The 22,695-nt window shown below is 54.1% G+C and carries 19 protein-coding genes; 7 read left to right on the forward strand and 12 right to left on the reverse strand.

All coding sequences use genetic code 11. From position 1 onward, the window contains the following. Positions 1-51: 51 nt before the first annotated feature. From KKH3_RS06245 to KKH3_RS06260, 4 genes are all read right to left on the reverse strand, one after another. Positions 52-1,155, reverse strand: a complete 1,104-nt coding sequence (locus KKH3_RS06245; protein ID WP_039357049.1) for an iron-containing alcohol dehydrogenase family protein — start codon at positions 1,153-1,155, stop codon at positions 52-54. A 117-nt stretch (positions 1,156-1,272) separates the two neighbouring features. Continuing rightward, entirely contained in the window at positions 1,273-2,139 is an 867-nt protein-coding gene (locus KKH3_RS06250) for an ABC transporter permease (RefSeq protein WP_039357052.1), read from the reverse strand. Further along, on the reverse strand, positions 2,099-2,965 hold the full coding sequence (locus KKH3_RS06255) for an ABC transporter ATP-binding protein (RefSeq protein WP_039357055.1): 867 nt from the start codon (positions 2,963-2,965) through the stop codon (positions 2,099-2,101). Before KKH3_RS06255 ends, KKH3_RS06250 begins: the two co-directional genes overlap by 41 nt. 56 nt (positions 2,966-3,021) lie before the next feature. Continuing rightward, complete coding sequence (locus KKH3_RS06260) at positions 3,022-4,044, reverse strand: ABC transporter substrate-binding protein (RefSeq protein WP_039357058.1); 1,023 nt, start codon at positions 4,042-4,044, stop codon at positions 3,022-3,024. A 319-nt stretch (positions 4,045-4,363) separates the two neighbouring features. Between KKH3_RS06260 and KKH3_RS06265 the strand changes: the two genes are divergently transcribed. The 6 genes from KKH3_RS06265 (at position 4,364) to cuyB (ending at position 9,830) form a co-directional block, all read left to right on the forward strand. Beyond that, positions 4,364-5,386: a malate/lactate/ureidoglycolate dehydrogenase gene (locus tag KKH3_RS06265; RefSeq protein ID WP_039362188.1), complete on the forward strand. Its 1,023-nt coding sequence runs from the start codon at positions 4,364-4,366 to the stop codon at positions 5,384-5,386. A gap of 66 nt (positions 5,387-5,452) precedes the next feature. Continuing rightward, complete coding sequence (locus KKH3_RS06270) at positions 5,453-6,466, forward strand: taurine ABC transporter substrate-binding protein (RefSeq protein WP_039357061.1); 1,014 nt, start codon at positions 5,453-5,455, stop codon at positions 6,464-6,466. Between the two features lie 6 nt (positions 6,467-6,472). Beyond that, positions 6,473-7,246 carry an ABC transporter permease gene (locus KKH3_RS06275; protein WP_039357062.1) on the forward strand — a complete coding sequence of 258 codons (774 nt, stop codon included), beginning with the start codon at positions 6,473-6,475 and terminating at the stop codon, positions 7,244-7,246. After that, entirely contained in the window at positions 7,243-8,046 is an 804-nt protein-coding gene (locus KKH3_RS06280) for an ABC transporter ATP-binding protein (RefSeq protein WP_039357065.1), read from the forward strand. The genes KKH3_RS06275 and KKH3_RS06280 overlap by 4 nt, the downstream gene beginning before the upstream one ends. A 21-nt stretch (positions 8,047-8,067) precedes the next feature. Next, positions 8,068-9,081 carry a D-cysteate sulfo-lyase gene (gene cuyA, locus KKH3_RS06285; RefSeq protein ID WP_039357067.1) on the forward strand — a complete coding sequence of 338 codons (1,014 nt, stop codon included), beginning with the start codon at positions 8,068-8,070 and terminating at the stop codon, positions 9,079-9,081. Then, a complete protein-coding gene (gene cuyB, locus KKH3_RS06290) occupies positions 9,078-9,830 on the forward strand; it encodes a cysteate racemase (RefSeq protein ID WP_039357070.1) in 753 nt (250 codons plus the stop codon). The genes cuyA and cuyB overlap by 4 nt, the downstream gene beginning before the upstream one ends. A gap of 179 nt (positions 9,831-10,009) precedes the next feature. On the opposite strand, the gene KKH3_RS06295 is transcribed toward cuyB, so the two are convergent. The 8 genes from KKH3_RS06295 to KKH3_RS06330 form a co-directional block, all read right to left on the reverse strand. Next, positions 10,010-11,350 carry an anaerobic C4-dicarboxylate transporter gene (locus tag KKH3_RS06295; RefSeq protein WP_039357073.1) on the reverse strand — a complete coding sequence of 447 codons (1,341 nt, stop codon included), beginning with the start codon at positions 11,348-11,350 and terminating at the stop codon, positions 10,010-10,012. A gap of 595 nt (positions 11,351-11,945) precedes the next feature. Continuing rightward, positions 11,946-13,301, reverse strand: a complete 1,356-nt coding sequence (locus KKH3_RS06300; protein WP_039357075.1) for a TolC family outer membrane protein — start codon at positions 13,299-13,301, stop codon at positions 11,946-11,948. A 2-nt stretch (positions 13,302-13,303) separates the two neighbouring features. Further along, a complete protein-coding gene (locus KKH3_RS06305; RefSeq protein ID WP_039357077.1) occupies positions 13,304-14,662 on the reverse strand; it encodes an HlyD family type I secretion periplasmic adaptor subunit in 1,359 nt (452 codons plus the stop codon). A 64-nt stretch (positions 14,663-14,726) separates the two neighbouring features. Next, on the reverse strand, positions 14,727-16,574 hold the full coding sequence (locus tag KKH3_RS06310; protein ID WP_039357080.1) for a type I secretion system permease/ATPase: 1,848 nt from the start codon (positions 16,572-16,574) through the stop codon (positions 14,727-14,729). Positions 16,575-16,829: 255 nt separating this feature from the next. Further along, on the reverse strand, positions 16,830-17,417 hold the full coding sequence (locus KKH3_RS06315) for a heme acquisition protein HasA (RefSeq protein WP_039357081.1): 588 nt from the start codon (positions 17,415-17,417) through the stop codon (positions 16,830-16,832). A 120-nt stretch (positions 17,418-17,537) separates the two neighbouring features. After that, on the reverse strand, positions 17,538-20,234 hold the full coding sequence (locus KKH3_RS06320) for a TonB-dependent receptor (protein ID WP_039357083.1): 2,697 nt from the start codon (positions 20,232-20,234) through the stop codon (positions 17,538-17,540). A 256-nt stretch (positions 20,235-20,490) separates the two neighbouring features. Further along, complete coding sequence (locus KKH3_RS06325; RefSeq protein ID WP_039357086.1) at positions 20,491-21,444, reverse strand: FecR family protein; 954 nt, start codon at positions 21,442-21,444, stop codon at positions 20,491-20,493. Positions 21,445-21,543: 99 nt separating this feature from the next. Then, positions 21,544-22,053, reverse strand: a complete 510-nt coding sequence (locus KKH3_RS06330; protein WP_039357089.1) for an RNA polymerase sigma factor — start codon at positions 22,051-22,053, stop codon at positions 21,544-21,546. A 383-nt stretch (positions 22,054-22,436) separates the two neighbouring features. Here KKH3_RS06330 and KKH3_RS22210 point away from each other — a divergent pair, with 383 nt between their 5' ends. Further along, positions 22,437-22,607 carry a hypothetical protein gene (locus KKH3_RS22210; RefSeq protein WP_167371733.1) on the forward strand — a complete coding sequence of 57 codons (171 nt, stop codon included), beginning with the start codon at positions 22,437-22,439 and terminating at the stop codon, positions 22,605-22,607. The last annotated feature ends 88 nt before the right edge of the window (positions 22,608-22,695 follow it).

Consider the following 22,695-nt stretch of genomic DNA (forward strand, 5'->3'; position numbering starts at 1 on the left):
CAACGGGCGCGTCGAGTGATCGAGGTGCCCGTTTCTTTTATGGATCCACCGTCATGCTGCGTGGCTATTTATCTCGTTGGTTTCTAACGTTTGTGTGCGCCACAGCGCCTGTTCAATACGTTCGGCATCCGTCGCAAAAGGCAGGCGGGCGGCAATTTTCGGTGCGATTTTGACGTTCTGCGCGATGCTTTCAACCAGCTGTGGACGTTCAGTCAGGCCGAGGGCGCTCAGCGTGATCGGGCTTCCGTAGCGGCGCAACTGAGCGAACAGCTCTTCGCGGTCGGCGTCGTTATCGTGTTCCAGAAATGCCTGTGCCGCTAGCCCAAAACCCACTTTCTCGCCGTGTAGCCAGTCATGCAGTTCTGGCAGGCGCGTCATGCTGTTGTGAATCGCATGAGCGACGCCAATGCGTGGCACCTCATCCTTCATGCTGTTCGCCAGACCCGCTAATGCGATAACGGCATCAATCACGCTGCGCAGAGCCGGCGTGACTAAACGTTGTTCATTATCTGCGATGGCCTGTTCACCATAGGTATTGAATGTCTCTACGGCCAGGCGGGCGGCCTGCGCTTTAAGCGCCAATGCCAATCCGCTATCGCCGTGACGCAGATAGGGTTGAAATTCGTACCATTTCGCCAGGGCATCCACGATACCAGCTTTGAGATAGCGTGAAGGGCTGTGGGCGATGATCTCGCTGTCCACCAGCACCCACACGGGTAAGCGCGTTAGCGGAAATGCGCCGTTGTGTGCACCGCTCTCGCTGTATATCACGCTGATCGGTGACCACGCAGCGCAGGTTGCGGCAATGGTGGGAACGGCGATGACGGGTAACTGCCCCAGAATATCACCGACGGCTTTAGCGACATCCAGCACGCGCCCGCCGCCAATGCCTAAAATCAGTTCTGCGCCGAATGCTCGTGCCTGTGCCGTCAGCGCTTCTATTGCCGGTTTGGTGCAATCACCCGGCAACAATTCGACCTGATACCGTAAGCCGTATTCACTGAGGCTGCGTTCGACGGCATCCGACGTCGTTTTCCACGCCTGTGGGCTGGTAATAATCAATACAGTGCTGGCGTAGGGCGCTGCATATTCGCCGACAGAACGAATGACGCCATCACGATTCAGATAGGTTTGTGGCGCTTGTATTGCAATCATGTTCGCGATCTCTCATCTCTGTGGGAAAAGATAAATCAGTTGTAGCAGCGATGCCGAACGCCGCAAAAGAACAATTCTGGCTATGAATGGTTAGATTTTGCATAACCAGAATGATGGCTAGCGCTGCATTCCCCAGCGTTTCACCGTGACCTTTTCGATGGTGGAAAACACCAGCCCTTCAACCAGCAGCCCGATGATGATGACGGAAGCCAGCCCGGCAAAAACACGGTCGGTGTAAAGCTCATTACGGTTCTGGAAGATATACCAGCCCAAACCGCCGTTGCCGCTGGATGCGCCAAACACCAGTTCAGCGGCGATCAGGGTGCGCCAGGCAAACGCCCAGCCGATCTTCAGGCCGGAGATAATCGACGGTAGCGCGGCAGGAATTAGGATGGCATTGATGTAGCGAAAGCCGGTCAGGCCGTAGTTGCGGCCTGCCATACGCAGCGTTTCCGAAACGCCGAGAAAGCCGGAGTAGGTGTTCAACGCCATCGGCCACATCACGGAATGAATGAGCACAAAGACCAGACTTTTCTCTCCCAGCCCAAACCACAGCAGCGCCAACGGCAGTAACGCAATCGCGGGCAGCGGGTTGAACATGGAGGTTAATGTGCCTAAGAGGTCACGCCCGAAACGGGTGGAAACCGCCAACGCGCTAAGGGCGAGTGCCAGCAGGCTGCCAATGACATAGCCTTTCAACAGCGTGCCGAGTGAAACCACCATTTTCTGTGGCAGTTCGCCGCTGGCGAGATCGTCGCGAAAAGCCTGAAAGGTTTGCAAGAAGCTCGGCAGCATCAGGTCATTGTTTTGCCAGCGCGCGGCGAATTCCCACAGGATAAGCAGCCCAGCCAGCAGCACCAGCTTACGCAGCCAGGTCTGGTTCCACAGGCGCGTCGTCAGCGGCAGAGGCTGGGTGAGGGTAAAATCTTTCAGCGGCGTGAGTTCACGCTGATACTCGGGCCGCACGGGGGGCTGAATGCTCATAGGGTTTACCTTGCGTGGATGTGACGGGTGAAGGTGCGTCGACATCGGTTGGAAAAAGAAGATGGTGAATACGCTGTGCGGTGGTTTGAAAGGCTTCGCTGCCCTGATCGCTCAACGCAAATTGATGGCAGTTGATTTCTGCTCGCACGCGACCTGGATGCGGTGAGAGCAACAAAATCCGGCTGCCGACGATCAGCGCTTCTTCAATCGAGTGGGTGACAAACAGCAGCGTGAAGCGAACCTCTTCCCACAGCGCCAGCAATTCTTCCTGCATTTTGCGGCGGGTCAGCGCATCCAGTGCGGCGAAAGGCTCATCCATCAGCAGCACTTTCGGCTGCATGGTCAGCGCCCGAGCGATGGCGACGCGTTGCTTCATCCCGCCAGATAACGTATGCGGATAGGCATCGGCAAATTTCGCCAGACCGACCTTATTGAGAAAATAGCGGGCGCGTTCTTCTGCTTCGGCTCGCGTTGCCTGACGGCTGGCCACCAGCGGAAACAGCGTATTCTCCAGCACGGTTTTCCACGGCGGCAACTGGTCAAATTCCTGAAAGACCATGATGCGATCCGGCCCCGGTTTTGTGACGCGCTGGCCGTCGAGGCGGATTTCACCATCTACCGGCGACAGAAAGCCGCCGATGGATTTAAGCAAGCTGGATTTGCCACAGCCGGACGGCCCCAATAGCACAAAGCGCTCGGCGGGAAAGACGTCAAAACTCACATCATGGGTGGCGCGTACCAGACTGCGCCGCGTTCGGTATTCCAGCCCGACGCCGTCAACCTGCAACAGCGGCTGGTCAATCGTGTCGTGAGTGTGGTGTGTCATGCTTGTTCTCCTGCGTAGCGACGAGGTTCTCGTCGAATGAGCGCGACGCTGAGCATTTAGCTGCCCGGCTGTTCGTGAATTTCTGCAAAGAAATAGTCTTTCCAGGAGGCGGCTTTGTTTTTCAGTACGCCAAGCTGGTGCAGTTTTTCGGCATAAACGTAGGTGCGTTCAGGGGTGATCGTGAAGTCGATCTCAGGATCGGCGACGATGCGTTTCACCAGTTCAGGATCCAGCTTCGATTTCTCTACCCGGATATAAGTGTCGGCCGCTGCGGCTTTATCTGCTTTGATGATCTGCGAGGCTTCCTTCAGTGCGTCGTAGAAGGCTCGGTAGGTTTTTGGGTTCTCATCATGGAATTTCTGCGTGGTATAGAGCACATTGAACGTTGCCTGACCGCCCAGCACGTCATAAGAACTCAGAATTTTGTGCACATTGGCATGTTCTAACGCCTGATATTGGAAAGGTGGACTGGAAAAGTGGGCATTGATCTCGGAACCGCCGGCGATAAGTGCCGCGCTGGCATCAGGATGCGGCAGGCTGACGGAAATTTTGTCGAAGCGTTTGAAATTTTCCGCGCCGTAGAGCTTCGCGGTTTCGATTTGCAGCGTACGTGACTGGAAGCCAACGCCAGCCGCAGGCACGGCGATACGATCTTTATCGCTCAGGTCACGGACAGATTTCACCGCCGGGTTATTGCTGAGCAAATAGTTGGGCATGGAGCCAAGTGAGGCGATGGCTTTCACATTTTGGCGACCCTGCGTGCGGTCCCACACTGTCAACATTGGTGGAACACCGGCGGAGGCCACATCCAGCGCACCGGACAGCAGCGCTTCGTTGATTGCCGTCGCACCAGAAAGCGTGCGCCAGTCTACCTTGATATCCAGACCTTGCTGCTTACCGTGCTTCTCTATCAGATTCTGGTCGCGCACCACATCCAGAATCAGGTAGCCGATGCCAAACTGCTGCGCGATGCTAATGCTGCCTTCCGCATTCGCGCTAAATGCCGTTAACGTCAGGCCAATCATGGCGGCAAGGCGTGTAAAACGCGTCGATTTTTTCGTGGGTAGTGAGGGATTCATTATCGTTGTCTCATTATTAATAGTAATAGGGTTGGCAATAAAATTAGAAAAGAACCACAAGGTATTATTTCAATAAATTATTCGTCGTAAATAATGTATTAAAGAAGGCATCCTATTTTCTTAGCGCGTTGCAGCTAAAGTGTTTTTTGGAATAAGTTAGAATAAATGAGATTTTAAATAGCCATGCGTGCGATAAAACAAGTAAATAACCGCTTTAGCTAAATATTCGCTATGGATAGTCTTATTTGTCAGTTATGGATAAAGATCTGCGCGTTATAGTGGGTATATATAAATGTCTATTGTGGTATACAGAGAAAATATGCCTGTTTTTACTCATGATTATTTACGCGATTATTTACGCGATCGGCTAACAGAGAATGACGTGGACGCATCAATTGCAGAGATTGTGGCGGATAACCTCGTCGAATCCAGCCTGAAAGGGCATGACTCGCACGGTGTGAGCATGCTGCCGCGCTATATCGATGCGATTCGGGAAGGTGGACTTTCGCCCCACGCGCAGGCGGAAAAAACGCTGGATTTTGGCCCGCTGATTTCGTTCGACGGCCAGCAGGGCTTTGGTCAGGTGGTGGCAAAACAGGCAGTCGCAGAAGGTATTGCGCGTACGCAAACGCATGGTCTGGCGGTGGTGAGTTTAGCGAATGCTCACCATCTGGGACGTATCGGCGCGTGGGCAGAACAGGCGGCGGAGGTCGGGCTGGTGTCACTGCATTTTGCCAACGTGTATACCAAACCGGTGGTGCTACCGTGGCAGGGCCAGCAGGCGCGTTTCGGGACGAATCCATTCTGCGCCGGTATTCCGGTTGAGCATGATGATCCGGTAATTCTGGATTTTGCTACCAGCGTAATTGCTGGTAACAAAGCCCGTATCGCATGGAATGAGGGTAAACCGGTCGCACCCGGCTGTATCGTCGATAATCAGGGTAACCCAACGGTGGATCCCCGCTGGCTGATGGAACAACCTCTGGGGGCGCTACTGCCGTTTGGCGAACATAAGGGATCGGGGCTGTCGTTGGTTTGTTCGTTGCTTGGCGCGGCGCTGACTGGTGGGAAAACCGAACGCACGGCGAAAGGTGAGGGCAAGCAGATTATTAACAGTATGCTGTCGATTTTAATCGATCCGCAGAAATTAGGCGGTGCGGCAACCTATCAGCAGGAAATTCCGGCCTTATTAGAATGGGTGCGCCAATCCCGTGATGACGACGCGTTATTACTGCCCGGCGATAAAGAAAAGCAAACTTATCGTGAACGGCTGGAGAACGGTATTTTTGTCGATGATGTCAGTTGGGGGCAATTATCTTATTTAAATAACAAAGTGGCTTGAAGGATTAATTAATAATTTATTAATTTATTTAACTGGTTTTTTTATTTATCACCATAGGGTAAAACGATGAGAAATATATTGAGTGCAGTGGGTGTCGGTGGGTTGTTATTAATGACGACATCCGTGCTGGCGGTGGAAAAACATCCTGATGAAGTTCGTGTGGCCTACAGCGGCGGCTCACAGGTATTGGTATTAGCTAAAGCCGACGGTTCGCTACAAAAAGCGCTGGGCGCGCCGGTAAAGTGGGTGCAGTTTGCTTCCGGTGCTGATGCGCTGAATTATTTCGCCAGTAATGCGATAGATATCGCCAACTTTGGTTCCAGCCCGGCGACAGCTGGTATTGTCAGAAAACTTCCGGTGGAGATTGTTGGCGTATCTGGCGTGATCGCTACTTATGAGCGGCTGATTGCCAAATCTGGCATCACCACGCTGAAAGATATCGAAGGTAAGCGCGTCGCTTATCCGCCAAATTCAACGGCGCAGTACGCGCTGGAAGCGGCCATCGCGGTGAATAAACTCGACCGCAGCAAAATTACCCTCATTCCGCTACGTCCGGCTGAGATGGTGGCCGCATGGAAGCGCGGCGATATCGATGCAGGCTACGTCTGGGCACCGTTCGCACAAGAGCTGGAAGCTTCCGCTGGACACGCTATTTTTGCGACCAAAGATCTGCAAAAAGATGGCTACCTGATTTACAACAACTATGTGGTCAGAAAGGCCTTTGCCCAACAGTATCCAGAAACGGTGGCGCGCTTCCTGCGGGTACACCAGCAGAAAGTTGATGAGTTCCGTCAGGATCCGGAAAAAGCAGCGGCGATTGTAGCAAAAGAGGTGGGAGCGCCGGTCACAACAGCAACCAATACGCTGTCAGGGCTGGAATATCCGACGCTGGAACAGCAGGCGACGGCGCAATGGCTAGGTGATGGTAATCACACGGATCAGAGCGGCATCGGTCAGGCCGCCGCTAGAACGGCGCATTTCCTGGAGAGTATCGGCGAAGTTCGCCAGCGTGATATTCCCGCTTCGTTCGCCGATTCCATTAATTCCTCCTATTTGAAGCAGGCGGCGAAAGGGAATTAACGGGTCGTGAAAAGAACGTCTTATGTGTTATTGAGCATCACGTCCGTGGCGGCGGTGCTCGCCTTGTGGCAGTGGGCGGGGGCGCAGCAGTGGGTAGATCCGCTGCTGCTACCGCCGCTGTCGGATATCATCTTGACCGCCGGAGAGCTGGCGCAGGACGGCTATCGGCAGGTGTCGCTGTGGGAACATATTGCCGTCAGTGTCGCTCGGGCGCTGAGCGCCTTCAGCGTCGCGATTATCCTTGGTGTCCCACTTGGCCTGTTGATGGGACTATCTCCTCCGATTGCTGCCGTTTTTAATCCTTTCGTTCAGTTTCTACGGCCGTTGCCTAAAATCGCACTCATCCCGCTGGCAGTAGTCTGGCTGGGAATTGGTGAGGCATCCAAATTCTTCCTGATCTTTATCGCGACTTTTCTCAGCGTCGTGGTTGGTGCCTGTGCCGCCGTTGAGCGCGTGGAACGTTCCCGTATCCGTGTCGCACAAACGCTCGGGGCTAGCCGTCGACAGATTTTTTTCCATGTCGTGTTGCCCGATACGCTGCCGGAGCTGTTTACCACGGTGCGACTGGCTATTGGTATCGGTTGGACATCCCTCATTGCGGCGGAAATGGTCGCTGCCACCTCGGGCATCGGCTGGATGGTGATGAATGCCAGCGCCTACCTGCGTACCGATATTGTGATGTTGGGCATCTTATTATTAGGCGGTATTGGCTATGTGCTCGATCTGCTGTTGGTCGGCGCACAGCGAGTCTTCGTGCCGTGGGCGGGAAAATCATCATGACCGAACATTCTCAGCCTGATGCGCCACACATTGTCGTTGAGCGCGTGAGCCTCACATTTCCGTCAAAAACCGGTTCTCTAACGGTGCTGGATGACGTTTCTCTCCAGATTGCTAAAGGCGAATTTGTGGTGCTGCTGGGCCCTTCCGGCTGCGGCAAATCGACCATTCTCAACATGATTGCTGGTTTTGAATCCGCCGATAAGGGGCGCGTGCTGTGCGGTGGGGAGCCTGTTCGTCGTCCGGAGCCCTCGCGCGGCATGGTATTTCAGCAGGCCAATTTATTCCCGTGGCTCACCGTGCTGGAAAACGTGACGTTTGGCCCACGAATGCAGGGCGCGAATAAAGCCCAGCTTCAGCGTAACGCGGAAAACTATCTTGCCTTGGTTGGGCTGGAAGGGTTCCAGCAGCACTATCCCTGGCAGCTCTCTGGTGGGATGAAACAGCGGGTGGCACTGGCGCGCGCCTGGCTGCCGAACCCCGAGGTGCTGCTGATGGACGAACCGTTTGGTGCGTTGGATGCACAAACCCGTTTGATGATGCAGGAACTGCTGCTATCTGCCTGGCAGAAAACCGGCACCACGCTGTTATTTGTGACGCATGACGTGGACGAAGCGCTGTTTTTAGCCGACCGGGTACTGGTGATGTCCGCACGTCCCGGTCGTATTGCGGAGACGATCCCGCTGCCGTTTGGCCGCGAGAGAGAAATTGAAACCTTGGCACAGCATCCTGACTACGCCGCACTGAAGCAGCGTATTTTACATCGCGTTCGTGAAGAAGCGCGTCGTCACCTCAATCTGTAATTCGTATTTCAGGAGAATATTATGCACCTTGCCCGATTCCCCCGTTTATCACTGGGCCATTTTCCCACGCCGCTGGAGGTGTTACCGAACCTGTCCGCCTATCTGGGTGGGCCGACGATTTACATCAAACGTGACGACGCCACAGGGTTGGCGACCGGCGGCAATAAAACCCGCAAGCTGGAGTTCCTGCTTGCGGATGCGCAGCAGCAGGGCGCGGATGTCATCATCACGCAGGGCGCGACGCAGTCTAACCATGTGCGACAAACTATTGCGGCGGCGGCAAAGCTGGGGCTGAAAACCAAGGTACTACTGGAAAAGCGCGTGGAGGACTACGGTGAAGATTATCAGCGCTCCGGTAACGTGCTGCTGGATAACCTGCTTGGCGGTGAAATTATCGATCATCTGCCTGCGGGTACGGATATGCAGCAGGCGATGGAAACGTTAGCAGAATCACTGCGCAAAGAAGGATTGAAGCCTTATGTCATCCCCGGCGGCGGCTCCAGCCCGGTAGGCGCGTTGGGCTATGTTGCCTGTGCGGAAGAGCTGTTATTTCAGTCCAGCCAGCAGCGTCTGCGTATCGATCATATTGTTCACGCGACGGGCAGCACCGGCACGCAGGCAGGATTGGTGACCGGGCTGGTGGCGACGAACAGCCAGATCCCACTATTAGGCATCAGCGTCAGAGCGCCGAAAGCGAAGCAGGAAGAGAATGTTTACGCGTTAGCACAGCGTACCTGGCAACTGCTGGGGATTCCGGGCGAACTGCCGCGCAGCACGGTGCAGGTGAACAGCGACTATGTCGGCAAAGGGTACGGTATTCCAACCGAAGGAACGTTGGAGGCGCTCAGGCTATTGGCACAGTTGGAAGGAATTTTGCTCGATCCGGTCTATTCCGGCAAAGGAATGGCGGGGCTGATCGATCTGATTCGCCAAGGGCATTTTCGCGCCGATGAAAACATTGTTTTCATCCATACCGGCGGTTCGGCGGGGTTGTTTGGCTATCGTCAACTGTTCGAACAAACGGCCGCGCAATGAGTACACCGCTGATTGGCGTGCTGGGCGGGATGGGGCCGCTGGCGACGGTCGATCTGTTGCATAAAATTGTTGAAGAAACGCCCGCCAGTCGCGATCAGGATCATGTGCCGGTGGTGGCCTGGAACGTACCGCAGATTCCCGATCGCCAACAGGCGCTGGCAGGTACTGGTGAATCGCCGCTGCCGACGCTGCTGCATGCTATCCGGCAGCTTAATCGCCTGTCGGTCAGCCACATTGTGGTGCCATGCAATACGGCGCACCATTGGTTTGACGCGTTGACGGAGGCAAGTGATGCACCGCTACTGCATATTGCCGATGTCACGCTGCACGCGCTGACACAGGCAGATGAGGCAAAGGCATCACCGCGTAAAATCGGGCTGATTGCGACTCACGGGACGCTCAATGCCGGATGGTACCAGCAGCGTTTTGCCACGCAGTTAGGTGCGGAAACCGTGGTGCCGAACGAACAGGAAATGACAACGCTCTTCGTGCCGGGGTGCTATGCGGTAAAACGTGGAGAATTACAGCACGGTGGACGGTTGCTGGAGCAGTTAGCGGCACAGCTGGTGGAACGGGGAGCCGAACGTCTGGTGCTGGCCTGCACGGAAGTTCCTCCGGCACTGGAGGCGGTGTTGTCACGCTGGCGGGACATCAGTATCGATCCGACACGCGCGCTGGCGCAGGCCTGCGTTCGTATCTGGCAACAGAAACGAAAGCCGTCCATTGCTGGACGGCGATATTGTAGATAACTCTATTTACAGAATGAAAACGGTGATAATGGAATAGAAGAGTAAAGCGTTTGTGCCAGGGATGGCACCATCCGAGCGTACAGGGATGTTTATAGCGTCTTTACGATCTATCCATTATCACCGCCCCACGGTTTTTGTCAGTCGCCTAGCCGCCCATTGCTGGACGGCTTTTTGGCAGATTACAGGAAGCCGTACATTGCAGCGAACACCCAGCCAAAGACACAGGATGTGCTCACGCCGATCAGGCCCGGCAGAATGAAGCTGTGGTTGATAACGAAGCGGCCGATCTTGGTGGTACCGGAACGGTCAAACTGGATAGCCGCCAGATCGCTTGGGTAGGTTGGCAGAATGTAGTAACCATAACAGGCTGGCGCAGATGCCACGATATACGCTGGATCTACCCCGATGGCTAGTGCAACGGGCACAATCGCCGCCAGCGCCGCCGCCTGCGAGTTAACGAACTTGGACACAATCAGCAGGATAATGGCGTAAGCCCACGGGTAGACCTTCACCATTGAGCCGAGTGTGCTTTTGATCTCTTCCAGATGCGCGCCGAACATGGTTTCCGCCATCCAGGCGATACCGTATACCGCGACGATGGCAATCATCCCCGAACGGAACACTTCATTCTTCGAGATCGAAGACGGATTGGTTTTGGTCGCGATAATGATGATGGCACCGGAAAGCAGCATAAACATCTGAATGACCAGCACCATCGACAGCGGCTTACCGGCAAAGACCGGACGCAGCTCTTCAACGGCACCCAGAATCGCTACCGCTGCGATGGTTGCCAAAAAGATCCACATGGCGACCCAGTTGCTTCGCGGCAGTTTTCTGTCGAGCAGCGTGGCCGTATCGCCATACACATACTGTTTGTTTTCTGGATCGGCGATGAATTTCTGAAAGTCTTCATCCTTGTCCAGCTCCTTACCACGGAACCAGCTGAAAATCCCAATCGCCAGAATACCCAGCAGGGTAGAGGGAATGGTAATAGACAGCAGATCGAGGAATCCCAGATGTTTGCCCTGGAAGGTGAAATTAGCCAGCATGGCAACCAGCGACACTACCGCAACAGAGACCGGACTGGCGATAATCCCCATCTGAGCGCCGATTGAGCTGGCGGCCATCGGTCTTTCAGGACGGATATTATTCTTGATGGCGACATCATAAATAATCGGCAGAATGGTATACACCACATGGCCTGTACCACACAGGATGGTCAGAATACAGGTAACAAACGGCGCGATAATCGACACGTATTTCGGGTTACGCCGCAGCATACGTTCCGCAATTTGTAGCATGACATCCAGCCCGCCCGATGCCTGAAGCGTTGCCGATGCGGCCACCACGGCAATGATGACCAGCATGACGTCAACGGGCGGTTTACCCGGTTGTAGTTTAAAAATAAAGACCAGAATAACAAGTCCAATCCCGCCTAATAAACCCAGCGCGATCCCGCCTTTTCTTGCCCCGTAAAAAAGGCAGATCAGGACAATGACTAATTGAATGATAAAATCCATAGTAGCCCCATTGCAAAATATAATGAACCGATTAGTTAGAATTAAATAAGTGAGTTTTTTACTGCGGGTACTATATGGACGGGTTGTTGATTATTTTCTTGATCTAAATCTATTAATTTTTATGTTTCTTTTATTTGCTGAAAATAAAAGACCATGCTCGCAATAATGGATAATTTTTGATTTATTTAGTTTATTAAATGTAATTTAAGTTTATTAAAGAATGGTGGCGCTTTTATTTACGCGTTTTGTTATTGGATTGTGTGTTTTTTATTGGTGGTAATTAATTTTATGTTTTTATTTTGTTGATTTTTGTTTGTGTTATTTCCTGTTTATGGTTAATTTTATTGAGATAATTATACCTTGTTAGAAATAAAAAAATTAATCATAAAGTGGTAGTTGAGGGTATTGTATTGTTTTTAAATGATTAGTTTGAAAACGAAATAATTGACAGTGTATTTATCGCAAAAGTCAATCTATGCCCATGAGCGATGATTCACGATAGCGCATTCCAGAATGCGCTATCAAATTTATAGCGCAATTGGTTATTAATATAAATATTTTATAAATGATAAGAATATATCGTCATCGTTCACTTTTACGTATGCACGAAATAGGCCGCTAACTGACGTAGCGTTTGTTCGTCGAGCGTACCAGCGTAGTAACGCAGCTGTAGCCAGGCTGTCAGCCAGGTATAACGCGCTTCGGTCAGATCGCGCCGTGCGCCGTAGAGCTGCTGCTCGGCATTTAGCACGTCAAGATTTACGCGCTCCCCGCCCTGAACGCTTTTCTGTGTGGCGGTGACTAGTGCCAGCGCCGACTTTTCTGTCAGCTCATAGGCGCGGATTTTCGCTTGGCTGCTGGTGACCAAATTAAACTGGCGACGCAATTCCGTCTGGATTGTCGCCGTCTGTTCGTCTTTTTCCCGCGCGGTTTGTTGATAGCGCTCCTTTGCCTGACGTGTCGCGGCAGAGACGCCGCCACCGGCAAAAATCGGTACGCTGACGCGGATACCAATCGACCGTGTATCGTATTTCTGGTTGTAGCTGTTTTCGGTGTCTGACTGCGTGTTACGGGTGCTGGCAACCAGCGTCACCTGCGGCAGGTGACCCGCCCGATTACGCTCAATGCTGTATTTCGCCACGGCCAGCGATTGGTTCAGCGCCAGTAGCTGCGCATTGTGGCGTAACGCCAGCGATTGCCAGTGCTGATAGCCCGCAGGCTGAAGCGACAGCGGCGTGAAGCGCGGGGTTAACGCTGCAAGTTGATCTACGCCAACGGGCATCCCCAACAGCGTTTCCAGTTCACGCAGGCTGATATCAAGGTTGTCCTGTGCTTCGATAAGCTGTGCTTCCGTCAGGTTGACGCGCGCTTCGGTTTCCAGCATATCGGTGCGTGTGCCTTCTCCCTGCTGGAAGAGGCGTTGATTCAGCTGATATTGCTCGCGATATGCGCGCTGTTGTGCCTGAACCAAGGCGATCTGCTCGCGGCTAAACAGCACGTTGGTGTAGGCCTGAAACAGACGTACTAATAGCTGCTGGCTGGCATCGCGCAGTTGTTCGTCCGCCAGAACGGCGCTGGCTTCACCTTGCTGATAGCGCGACCATGCTGCGTAGTCGATCAGCGGTTGTTGCAGGGAAAAGCTGGAAGCGCGGCTGGTGTAATCCCGCTCAGACTGCTGGCCACCTGCTGTAACGGTGGAATCGTTACGGGACTGGCTGTAGTCATAGGTGACTTTTGGCAGCAGCCCGGCTCGCCCGATGTTCTTCTCTTCGCTGTCGGCATTACGCGCATGTACGGCGGCCTGAAAAGCTGGGTCGTGCGTCAGCGCCTGCTGCCAGGCTTCCATTAATCCCAGAGCCTGACTCGGTGCGCTGTAGAGCAGCGTGAGAAAAAGCGGGACGGCATAGCTGGAGCGGATCGCCGCGCGATAAACGGATGAAAGGCGCAGCATGATTACTCCTCGGTCAGCGCCAGATGCAGGCGGTCGGAAAGCGGTTTGAACAGGTAGTTGAGCAGGGAGCGTTCACCGGTACGAATGAAGGCTTCCACCGGCATACCGGGACGAATGTCCAGCCCGGCGAGTTGCTGCTTACCTTGTTCATCGACGTGAATACGTAAGGCGTAATAAGGTTTTCCCGTCTGTTGCTCGACTAACTGATCGGCGCCGATGAGTGCGACGACGCCGGAAATACGCGGCGTGGTGCTTTGATTGAACGCAGAAAACAGCAGCTCGACGGGGAGCCCGTCGCTGACTCTGTCTACCAGTTCGATAGGCAGCTGTGCGTCAATCAGTAGCGGTTGCCCATCAGGAACAATTTCCATCAGCATCTGCCCGCTATTGACCACGCCGCCTTCGGTGTGCAACGCCAACCCAACGACCGTGCCGCTAGCGGGGGCGCGAATGTGCGTGTGCTGGAGTTCATACTCTGCCGTTTTCAACCGTTGGGTGAGATCCTGAATGGAACGTTGGGTATCGGCGAGCTGGGTTCGCACCTCTTTCTGGTATTCGTTCTGGCGCTGCTGGATCTTTTGTTCCAGTTCGACGACCTGCTGCTGGAGCTGTACCTGATTATTGCGTTCCTGTGCCATCGCGCCCGCCAACTGGGCGGCCTGCCGCTCGACGTCCAGCAGGCGATTACGGGCGATGTAGCCTTCCTGCGCCAGCGGACGCAGCCCGCGTAGCTGCTCGCTGATAATCTGGAATTGCGTCTGGCTGCTGGCAAGCAGCGCTTGTGAACCCTGCGACTGCGCTTTTGCCCCGATGATGGCAGCCTGCATCGCTGCGCGTTCCTGTTGCAGCGCCGCGCGACGGCTGATGAAAAGCTGCTGCTGGGCGATCTGAATTTGTTGCGTGACGGTGCTGTGTTGCTCTGTGGGAGCAGGGAAAACGATCGTACTGAGATCGTCGCGTTCCGCCAGCAGACGTGCTTCGCCCGCGTGCGCTTCCTGAAGCTGCGTGACGAGATTATCGCGTTGCGCCTGAGCGGGCGTTTGGTCCAGCGTGGCAAGGATTTGCCCAGCCTGCACGTGGTCGCCATCCCGTACGGTGAGCGAGGCGATGCGTCCGCTACTGACGGGCTGCACGGTTTTGCGGTTATCCGCAACGACGACCCGGCCGGATAAGGCGACGCCTTTATCCAGCGGTGCCATGCCGGCCCAGAGTAGCAGGCCACCAAAGCCTACCAGAACCAGCCAGAGGCCGTACTTCAAATAGCGTCCGGCGTCGGTGTGTAACGGCATCGTCGCGATATTATCCGCCACCTGAGGGAGGGGCGTTGTCGGCTGTGATGTGACTTCGCGTAACGCGGACATGGTTATCCTCTTCTTTCCGTGATGCTGTTCTGACGGCAGGCGTTTGCTATCAATGGGCTGAATTTCATTTATCCGGTACGGCGCGGCGAGACGCCGGTGCGCTGTACACCATACTTAGCCCGGCTGAACTCGGTTCCTTTGGGATAAAGGCATTTGCGGCGTCGGCTGTCTTAACTGGCGCAGATTTCGCGCTGGGTGATGTGGCGATAGGCGTCTTGGCGGGCTTGGCACGCTGTAGCTCTTTCAGTACCTGCTCTGTTGCACCGAAATACTGGATTTGTCCGGCGCGCAGGACTAATAGCTTATTGGCGCAGGAAAGTAGGGCGGGTTTATGCGTGATCAGCACCTGCGTGCTTTGGGCTTCCTGTTGGGCGGCAATCGCGGCCAGTAAGGCTTTCTCACCGTCGTCATCCAGGCTGGCATTGGGTTCATCCATCACAATCAGGCGCGGCTGGTTATAAATGGCTCTGGCGAGCGCGACACGCTGTTTTTGACCACCGGACAGCCCGGCACCACCTTCACCCAGCTGTGTATCGTAGCCCTGCGGCAGTCGCAGAATCATTTCGTGTACGCCTGCCGTGACGGCGGCAGCAACGATCTTTTCTGCATCCGGCTGAGTGAAGCGGGCGATGTTTTCGGCAATCGTCCCGCTGAAAAGCTGAACATCCTGCGGCAGATAGCCGACGAAGCGGCCCAGGTCGGCTTTGTCCCACTGGTGCATGTCTGCCCCGTCCAGCCTGACTTTGCCACCGAGGGTGGGCATGGCGGCAACCAGCAGACGGGCAAGGGTCGATTTACCTGAGCCCGAAGGCCCTAACACGCCAAGTACATCGCCGGGAGCCAGTTCAAACGTGATATTGGCGAGTATGGGCGTTCGCGTGTTGGGGGCGTTGGCACTGAGCTGTTCCACCTGAAGCTTACCTTCTGGTGCGGGCAGCGCCATGCCAGCGGGACGCGCGGGGTGATTATCGAGTAAGAGATTGACACGCTGCCAGGCGAGGCGCGCCTGCATCCACTGCTTCCAGACGCCAATGATTTGATCGATCGGGCTGAGTACGCGACCCACCAGAATGGAGCCCGCAATCATCATGCCGGGCGTGATATCGCCCTTGACGGCCAGCAGTGCACCCAGCCCCAGCATCAGCGACTGAAGCGCCAGTCGGGTGCTTTTCGTCAGTGAAGTAATGTTGGCGCTCTTTTCACTGGCAACGTTCTGATAATAGAGAAAAGATTTGTGCTGCGTCAGCCAGCGTTCGCGCATGGCAGGCAGCATGCCCATGGCTTCGATGGCATCGGCGTTGCGCAGGTTAGCGTTGGCCTGTTGCGTCGCCTGAACGGTGTTTTGTGCGGCTAAGGCCAAGGGCTCGCGCGTGAGTTTTTGATTCAGCCAAGCCAGCACTATCAGGATGATCGCCCCCGCCAGCGCCATCACGCCTAGCCAGGGATGAAGTAAGAAGATCACCAGCAGATAGACCGGAAACCACGGCGCATCAAAGAAGGCGAACAGCGCGTTTCCGGTAGCGAACTGGCGTAGAGCGGTCAGATCGTTTAAGGCTTGTCCGGCTCCCGCCGTTCCATTCTTGAGATTGCTTTCAAACGCCGCATTGTAGATACGCTGGTTCAGTCGCATATCCATCTGCGTACCGAGGCGGATCACCACGGCACTGCGTATCCACTCCAGTAATCCCATCAATAAAAACAGCCCCAGCATAATGAGCGTTAGCATCGCCAACGTCATGGTGCTGCTGGAAGGCAGCACACGGTCATAAACCTGAAGCATATAAATGGCTGGAGCCAGCATCAGCAGGTTGATGACAGCGCTGAACAGGCCAATTCCCCAAAATCCCTGACGATAGGCAGCCAGCGCGTCAATAATCTCACGGCCTGATGAAGCCGGATGGGATGCGGGCATGGGATGTTCCTTCTTTAATAATTGCCATCGTTCTCACCATGGTGTGCCCACAAGGTGGAAGAGGGGAGGCGGTTAGCCGTACCGCTATTGACGCGGTTTGCCAACGGTTATTACACTTACTGGACCGCCGCGGTGCCGTGCCCGCCATATTTCACGCTGCATCCGTGCAACGCGAAATATCGAGGGTATAAACTCTCTCCGTACCGCGACGGTGTTCACTCAAACGGCTAAAAGCGTCATCTTTTAGCCGTTTTCTTATGCCGCCAGCAGATCGGCGGTTTCTGCGACACCCACAACGTCAACCACGGTATCGGCAGAAAGCGCCGCATCAGCGGTCGCAGTGGCGAAGCTCAGGCTATCCAGGCTGGCGTTAATATCGATGCCCGCATTGCTCAGCGCATCCAGCAGCGGCTGAACTTGTCCGCTCATCAGGCCGTAGACAACCTGATGCACCACGCCTTCACGGCCGCTATCCACGATGCTGGAGAGATCCAGGCCGCTAAAGGTGACTTGAGGTTCTTGAATGGCGTATTCGGTGCTGGTGCCTCCGCTTAGACCGTCGCCGAAGGTCAGTGAATCCAGTTGGCCATACAGAACGTGGTTAGAGAATTGATAGGTCAGGTTACCTTCGGCAACGAAGGCAGAGGTGGCGTTATTCGGGCTGACCAGAGAGTATTGTGTCCCGTTATTCCAAGAGGTGCCACCGTAGAAACCTCCCGAGTTGCTGTCGGTGACGTTGCCGTTAGTGTGGTTAGCATCGCCGAACAAAGAGGACCACTCGGTCAGATACTGGGAGATAGAATAACTGGAAAACTCGGTGTCATACTGAATACTTAAACTCATGTTTTATTCCTCATTAATACTCTATCTGATAAACGGAGGCGTTTTATGCCTCCTCTGACAAACCGCGCATCGTGATGATTCGCGGTTGATTCACACGCAGGCAGTCCCTGCGAAGAATGCTTAAAAGCGATATTCAACGCCGCCCTGGATGGTTCTTCCTCTCCCCAGCGTGTATGAAATCGAATCGCCATAGCTAACGAGGTAAGCGCGATTAGTGACGTTTTCTATCGCCCCGCTGACCTTTACATTATTCGTGATTTGATAGCTGGCGTAGAGATCGAGTAGGGTATATTTGGGCCAGTCGGCAACGTAGAAATTGCCGGTACCTCCCGTCTGATTCACCGCCGAGCGATCCTGATAGCCTCGGTTGTAGCGAATCACCGCGCCGGCATCTAATTTACGATCGAACGCTCTGGTGCCAATCGTGAGACTTCCCCGATCGCTCGGCATATACGAAGACGAGCTAAAAACGGTGCCGTAATTGCATTGCACGTAGTTGTTCACGTCATCATAGGGGGGGGCGTAATAATTATTTCTACCGCCTTCGCGTATGACGACGCCGCCAAGCCAGGCCGTGTTTGAGCAAAAGTCATTTTTGCCAATCATTCTGGTGTAAGTCAGATCGGCATAAAATCGACCTGTATCGTAATTCAATTGATATTCAATACCGCGGAAACGGGTTTTTGCCAGATTATTGACATAGGCTGCGTTACCGGAACCTGCGCCAGTGTAGACACCGGGTTTAACTCGCCCGATTTCCATATTGATGTAGTTGCTTATCTTGGTATCAAAATATGCCACCTTGGCAACCAGACGATCGGATTCTGTAAGCAGCTCGCTAGCCTTAATATTGAACCCCGTTTCCCACGCAGTTGATCGTTCCGGCGCCAAATAAGGGTTGGGATATTGCGTTGATGAGGAGTGCGCGCTGCCAGTGGTCAACGTTTCTGTAATAGCGGGTGGGCGCCATGATTTCCCATAATTACTGAACAACTCAAGCCACGTTATCCCTGGTTTAACGGCGATAGCGGCGGTGGGAGAAAGCTTTCCGGTTTCGCTATCCACCTTCCAGAGCTGAGTGTTTCTGACGACCGGGCAGAGTGTTAGGCGATTTGCCGTGCAGGGGTTATCGACCGTATACGGGAACTCGGTGATCTCCATTCCCGTGGTTCCGCGCAGGCGATAGCGGTCATAACGCAGGCCGCCTTCTAGCGTAAGGAAATCCTCATAGCCGTAGGTCAGGTTGGCAAACAGGCTAGCCAGAGAACGATTACCACCCGGTGTGACGCCCGCCATGGATTCACGTGTGGACTCACTGCTGGACTTATCGTAGAAAACGTCAATGCCGTAGTTGGCGCTTAGCTCATGCTGAGCCGGTAAACTGAAACGTGAGATATTCTGTGCCTGCACGCCGTAAGTACGCATCCGGCTACGCGTCCAATAGCTATTATCGATGACGCTGGTACTGTAGGTATCTGATTTGTCGGTCGTATCCACATAATAAAGTTTGGCGCTAAAATCAAGCCAATCGCGATCGTCCGGGTTCAGGTGATAATCCAGCGCGCTGCTACGCGACATGACGTTGCTAAACCCGCTTTTTTTCCAACCCAGTTCGGGAAACGTGGTGTTCGTTAACATACTGGGATTGGGCGTGTCTGTCTGAGTCTGCAAATAACTGAACTGAATACGTTGGTTGGCGGGAAGATTCCAGCCTACTTTAGCCAGCCGGGAGCGCATCGTGTGGCCTGAGTCAGTCACTTTGCCATGTTTCAGCGAATCGCTGGCGCGAAGCGTGTTCTCATCGCTTCCCGATGCGGTGCGGATATCGCCGATTTTGCCTTTATTGCCCGGCCAGTAATCGCCCAGATGACGCTCGCTGGCTCCGACTAAAATATCACCGCTTTCGTTACCGAGTGCGAGAATCCCGCTGCCGATAAAATGCGTCCCATTGTCGCCCGTGCTGGCGTGCAATTTTCCGCCCAGTTCTTTACCCGGCACCAGAAAATCACTGGCGCTGACGGTATTAAACGTGGCGATACCTCCGAACGCGCCTGCGCCGCCCATGCCGCTTGTGGCACCTTTCTCAATCGTGGCGTGAGAGAGCAGTTCTGAATCAATATACATTTGGCCGTTACGTTGCCCGTGACCGCTTTTCTGGAAGTTCTGCCGCATACCGTCAATGTTCATATTGACGCGGCCATAATCCTGTATGCCACGAATATTCACCGAGAGGGCGGGATCCTGCTGGCTGACGCTGGAGTAAACGCCAGCGGACTGTTCCAGCATATCAGCGGCGTGGCGGGAAGGGCGGTTATCCATCTGCTCGCGTGAAATGACGCTGATGGCACGCGGTTGGTCATAGATCCAGTCGCCCGGATTGGCGACGGTAAACGCGCGTACCGTCATCACGTCGTCTATTTTTGCTGTACCGACGTTGACTGAACGAGGGCGCAGGGTAATCACGCCATTGCTGCCGATCTGAAAGTCGACCGGATTCGTGCCGATCATCCTGCGCAGCCCCTGCTCAGGGGGGAAGCGCCCTTGAAGTGCAGTAGCCTGCATATTTTCCAGTTTGACGTCGGCAAAAAACATCTGTAGTCCCGCCTGTTCGGCGAAACGTAGCAGCGCACTGCTCAACGGCTGCGGACTGATGGAAAAGGCGGTGCTCTGAGGTGCGGCTTCCTGAACGTTGACGGCCTGCGTTTCTGCTTGCGCATAGTGAAACGAACCAGGCAGCGACAGGGCGATGCCGACGGCAAGAGAAAGTGGATTACGTTGTAACAAGCGGCTGTTTTGCTGTTGTGTTTTTTTAAACATTTTTTGCCTGGTCTGCCATCTGTTAAATCATCAATAAGCATTAATAAACAAAGGGATAATTCACCACATTATTCTTAATGAAAATGATAATAAAAATCATTACCTAAATATGAAGACGGTTGAGATGACAGAACCCGTAAAAAATATTTAAATTTTTTCTCCACAAAGTTGCGGCCTTGTGAACATAAAGGGAATTTATGCGTGATGACCACTCCTGAACAGCATGGCAGGAGTGGATTAGGCAGGGGAGAAAGGATCAGTACAGAACCGTGATGCCGGGGAGTGAAACCGTTTTCGCGCCCAGTTCAGTGGCGATGGTTTGCAGCGCGCCATCCAGCTCGTTCAGTGAAAAAATGCCGCTGACCTGACGTTGGCGCAAGGCTGATGTAGGGATGACGATCGTCCCTGCGCGGTATTGATTGATACGTGCGATCACAATAGCCAACGGTTGTTGATCAAAAATTAGCAGGCCGCGTCGCCAGTCGCCGCGCTCGCGGCTATTCCAGCCGGGGAGGCGGGTCATCCCTTGTTCGGTATAGCGTGCCGCCTGTTGCTCATCAAGCCGCAGCGTTTGCCCGTTTGCCGTTACCTGAACACTGTGCTCCACCACGCCGACGGTCGTGGTCTGTGAGGTATTTTGCACGATGAACTGCGTGCCCAGCGCCTGTGTGGTGCCCGATGCGGCATCGACCAGGAAAGGCCGTTTTTCCTGTGTCGTTGTCGGTGCGACGGTGAACCAGGCCGAGCCTTGCAGCAGCGTGACTCGCCGTTCTTGTGACGTGTAGGCGAGTGAAATGGCGCTGCCCGCATCCATATCCACTTCACTGCCGTCCGGCAGCGTAACGTGTTTGACCTGATGTACAGCATGATAATCCGAACGTAACATGAGGATACCGTCGGAAATCCACGTCGTGCCGAGACTGAAGCCCAGCAGCAATAAGGCGGCGATTTTCCACTGCGTCATGCGGTTGACGCGCCTGACGGGTAATGTGGCTAACGGCTGTGGTTGCAGTACCTGTTTTTGCTCGGTACTGAGCGACCCAAGCCCGTGCCAGAGCGTCCCTGCCTGTTCCAACGCGTGGTGATGGCGCGGATCCTGTTCCAGCCAGTGCTGGAATGTCAGTTCCTGTTCATCGTCCAGTGGCGCTTCGGCCAAACGGATGGCCCATCGTGCTGCCTGCTGTTGAATTTCAGGGGGATAATCGTTCATGTTGTAGGCCTGGAGTGTGTAGGGTCTCTAAATAGGTAGACGTCTGACGGCAATAAACCCGTAAATAATTTGTGATTATTTTACGATGGGCGACGCGTTTCACGAAGAGCGGATCGTCATCATCGCGTTCAGCGTCATGGCAAGGTGTTTCTCAACGGTGCTGAGGGAGATAGCCAACTGCTGAGCAATTTGCGCCTGCGTCATGTGTTCAAACCGATGCAGATGAAATATCAGCTGTGTGCGCTCCGGCAGCGTTGCCAGTACCTTTGCCAGACGCTCCAGCTCCTGTTGGGCGATGGCCGTTTGATCGAGCTGGGGCGCGGCATCCGGCAGGAATTCCAGCGTTGCTTCCGCGTCGTCAACGGACGTCGCCATCTGCCAGCGCTGCTGGTGACGGACATGATCAAGCAGCAAATTATTTGCTGTCTTGTAGAGATACGCCTTCTTGTCGTCTACATCATCTTGCTGTTCCAGCCGTTGTGCCAACCGTAAAAAACTCTCTTGCACCAGATCTGCCGCTGCCTGAGGGTCGCGCAGTTTATGATTGAGATAGCGTTCCAACCGTTCTGCATAGCGGTTGAACAGCATTCTGAGTTCAGACTCTGACATGCCAACGTCCCGTCAGGTGACCTTCCCGCCGACTCTGCGGCAACAGAATTCCTTTCCCTTGTCACGGTGCTATCCATAGCGATCCTGTCCGTTGATATCGACGGGGTAAGGCCCTGAATAATATACCCGTCATACTTCAAGCTGCTTGTGCGTTGGCCGCGTTTAGTCACCCGAATCACTTACTTATGTAAGCTCATCGGGATTCCCTCTCTTGCCGCCTTCCTGCAACTCGAATTATTTAGGGTACAAATTTAATGTAATTGATAATTATTATCACATATGACGAAGCGGAAAGCAGAGTTAAATCTTCTTCAGATTGGCGGATTTTCGTCATCGACTACACTTATCTTTGCTGGCTTATTATTTAATCGGGAGGTACAGAGATGGCCACGAAAGACTCAGCGCAGGATCCTAAAGAAGTGACGGTCAGCGAAGGGCTGGCAAAGGTGCATGAGGCGTCAGATCAGTTGACGGAAGAAGATATTGAAGCGCTAGCGGAGGAAGCCAGACAGGCCGCCACGCAGACGCAGAAAGAATCGGGCAACGCGCCCTAGTGTAATGCCACGGGTTGCATAACGGAGCGACAGGTAAGCACAACGTGGCAGGTTTTTTGCACAGACATTTTGCAGATAGTGATGAAAA

This window comes from Pectobacterium actinidiae, from assembly GCF_000803315.1.
Lineage (GTDB): Bacteria > Pseudomonadota > Gammaproteobacteria > Enterobacterales > Enterobacteriaceae > Pectobacterium > Pectobacterium actinidiae.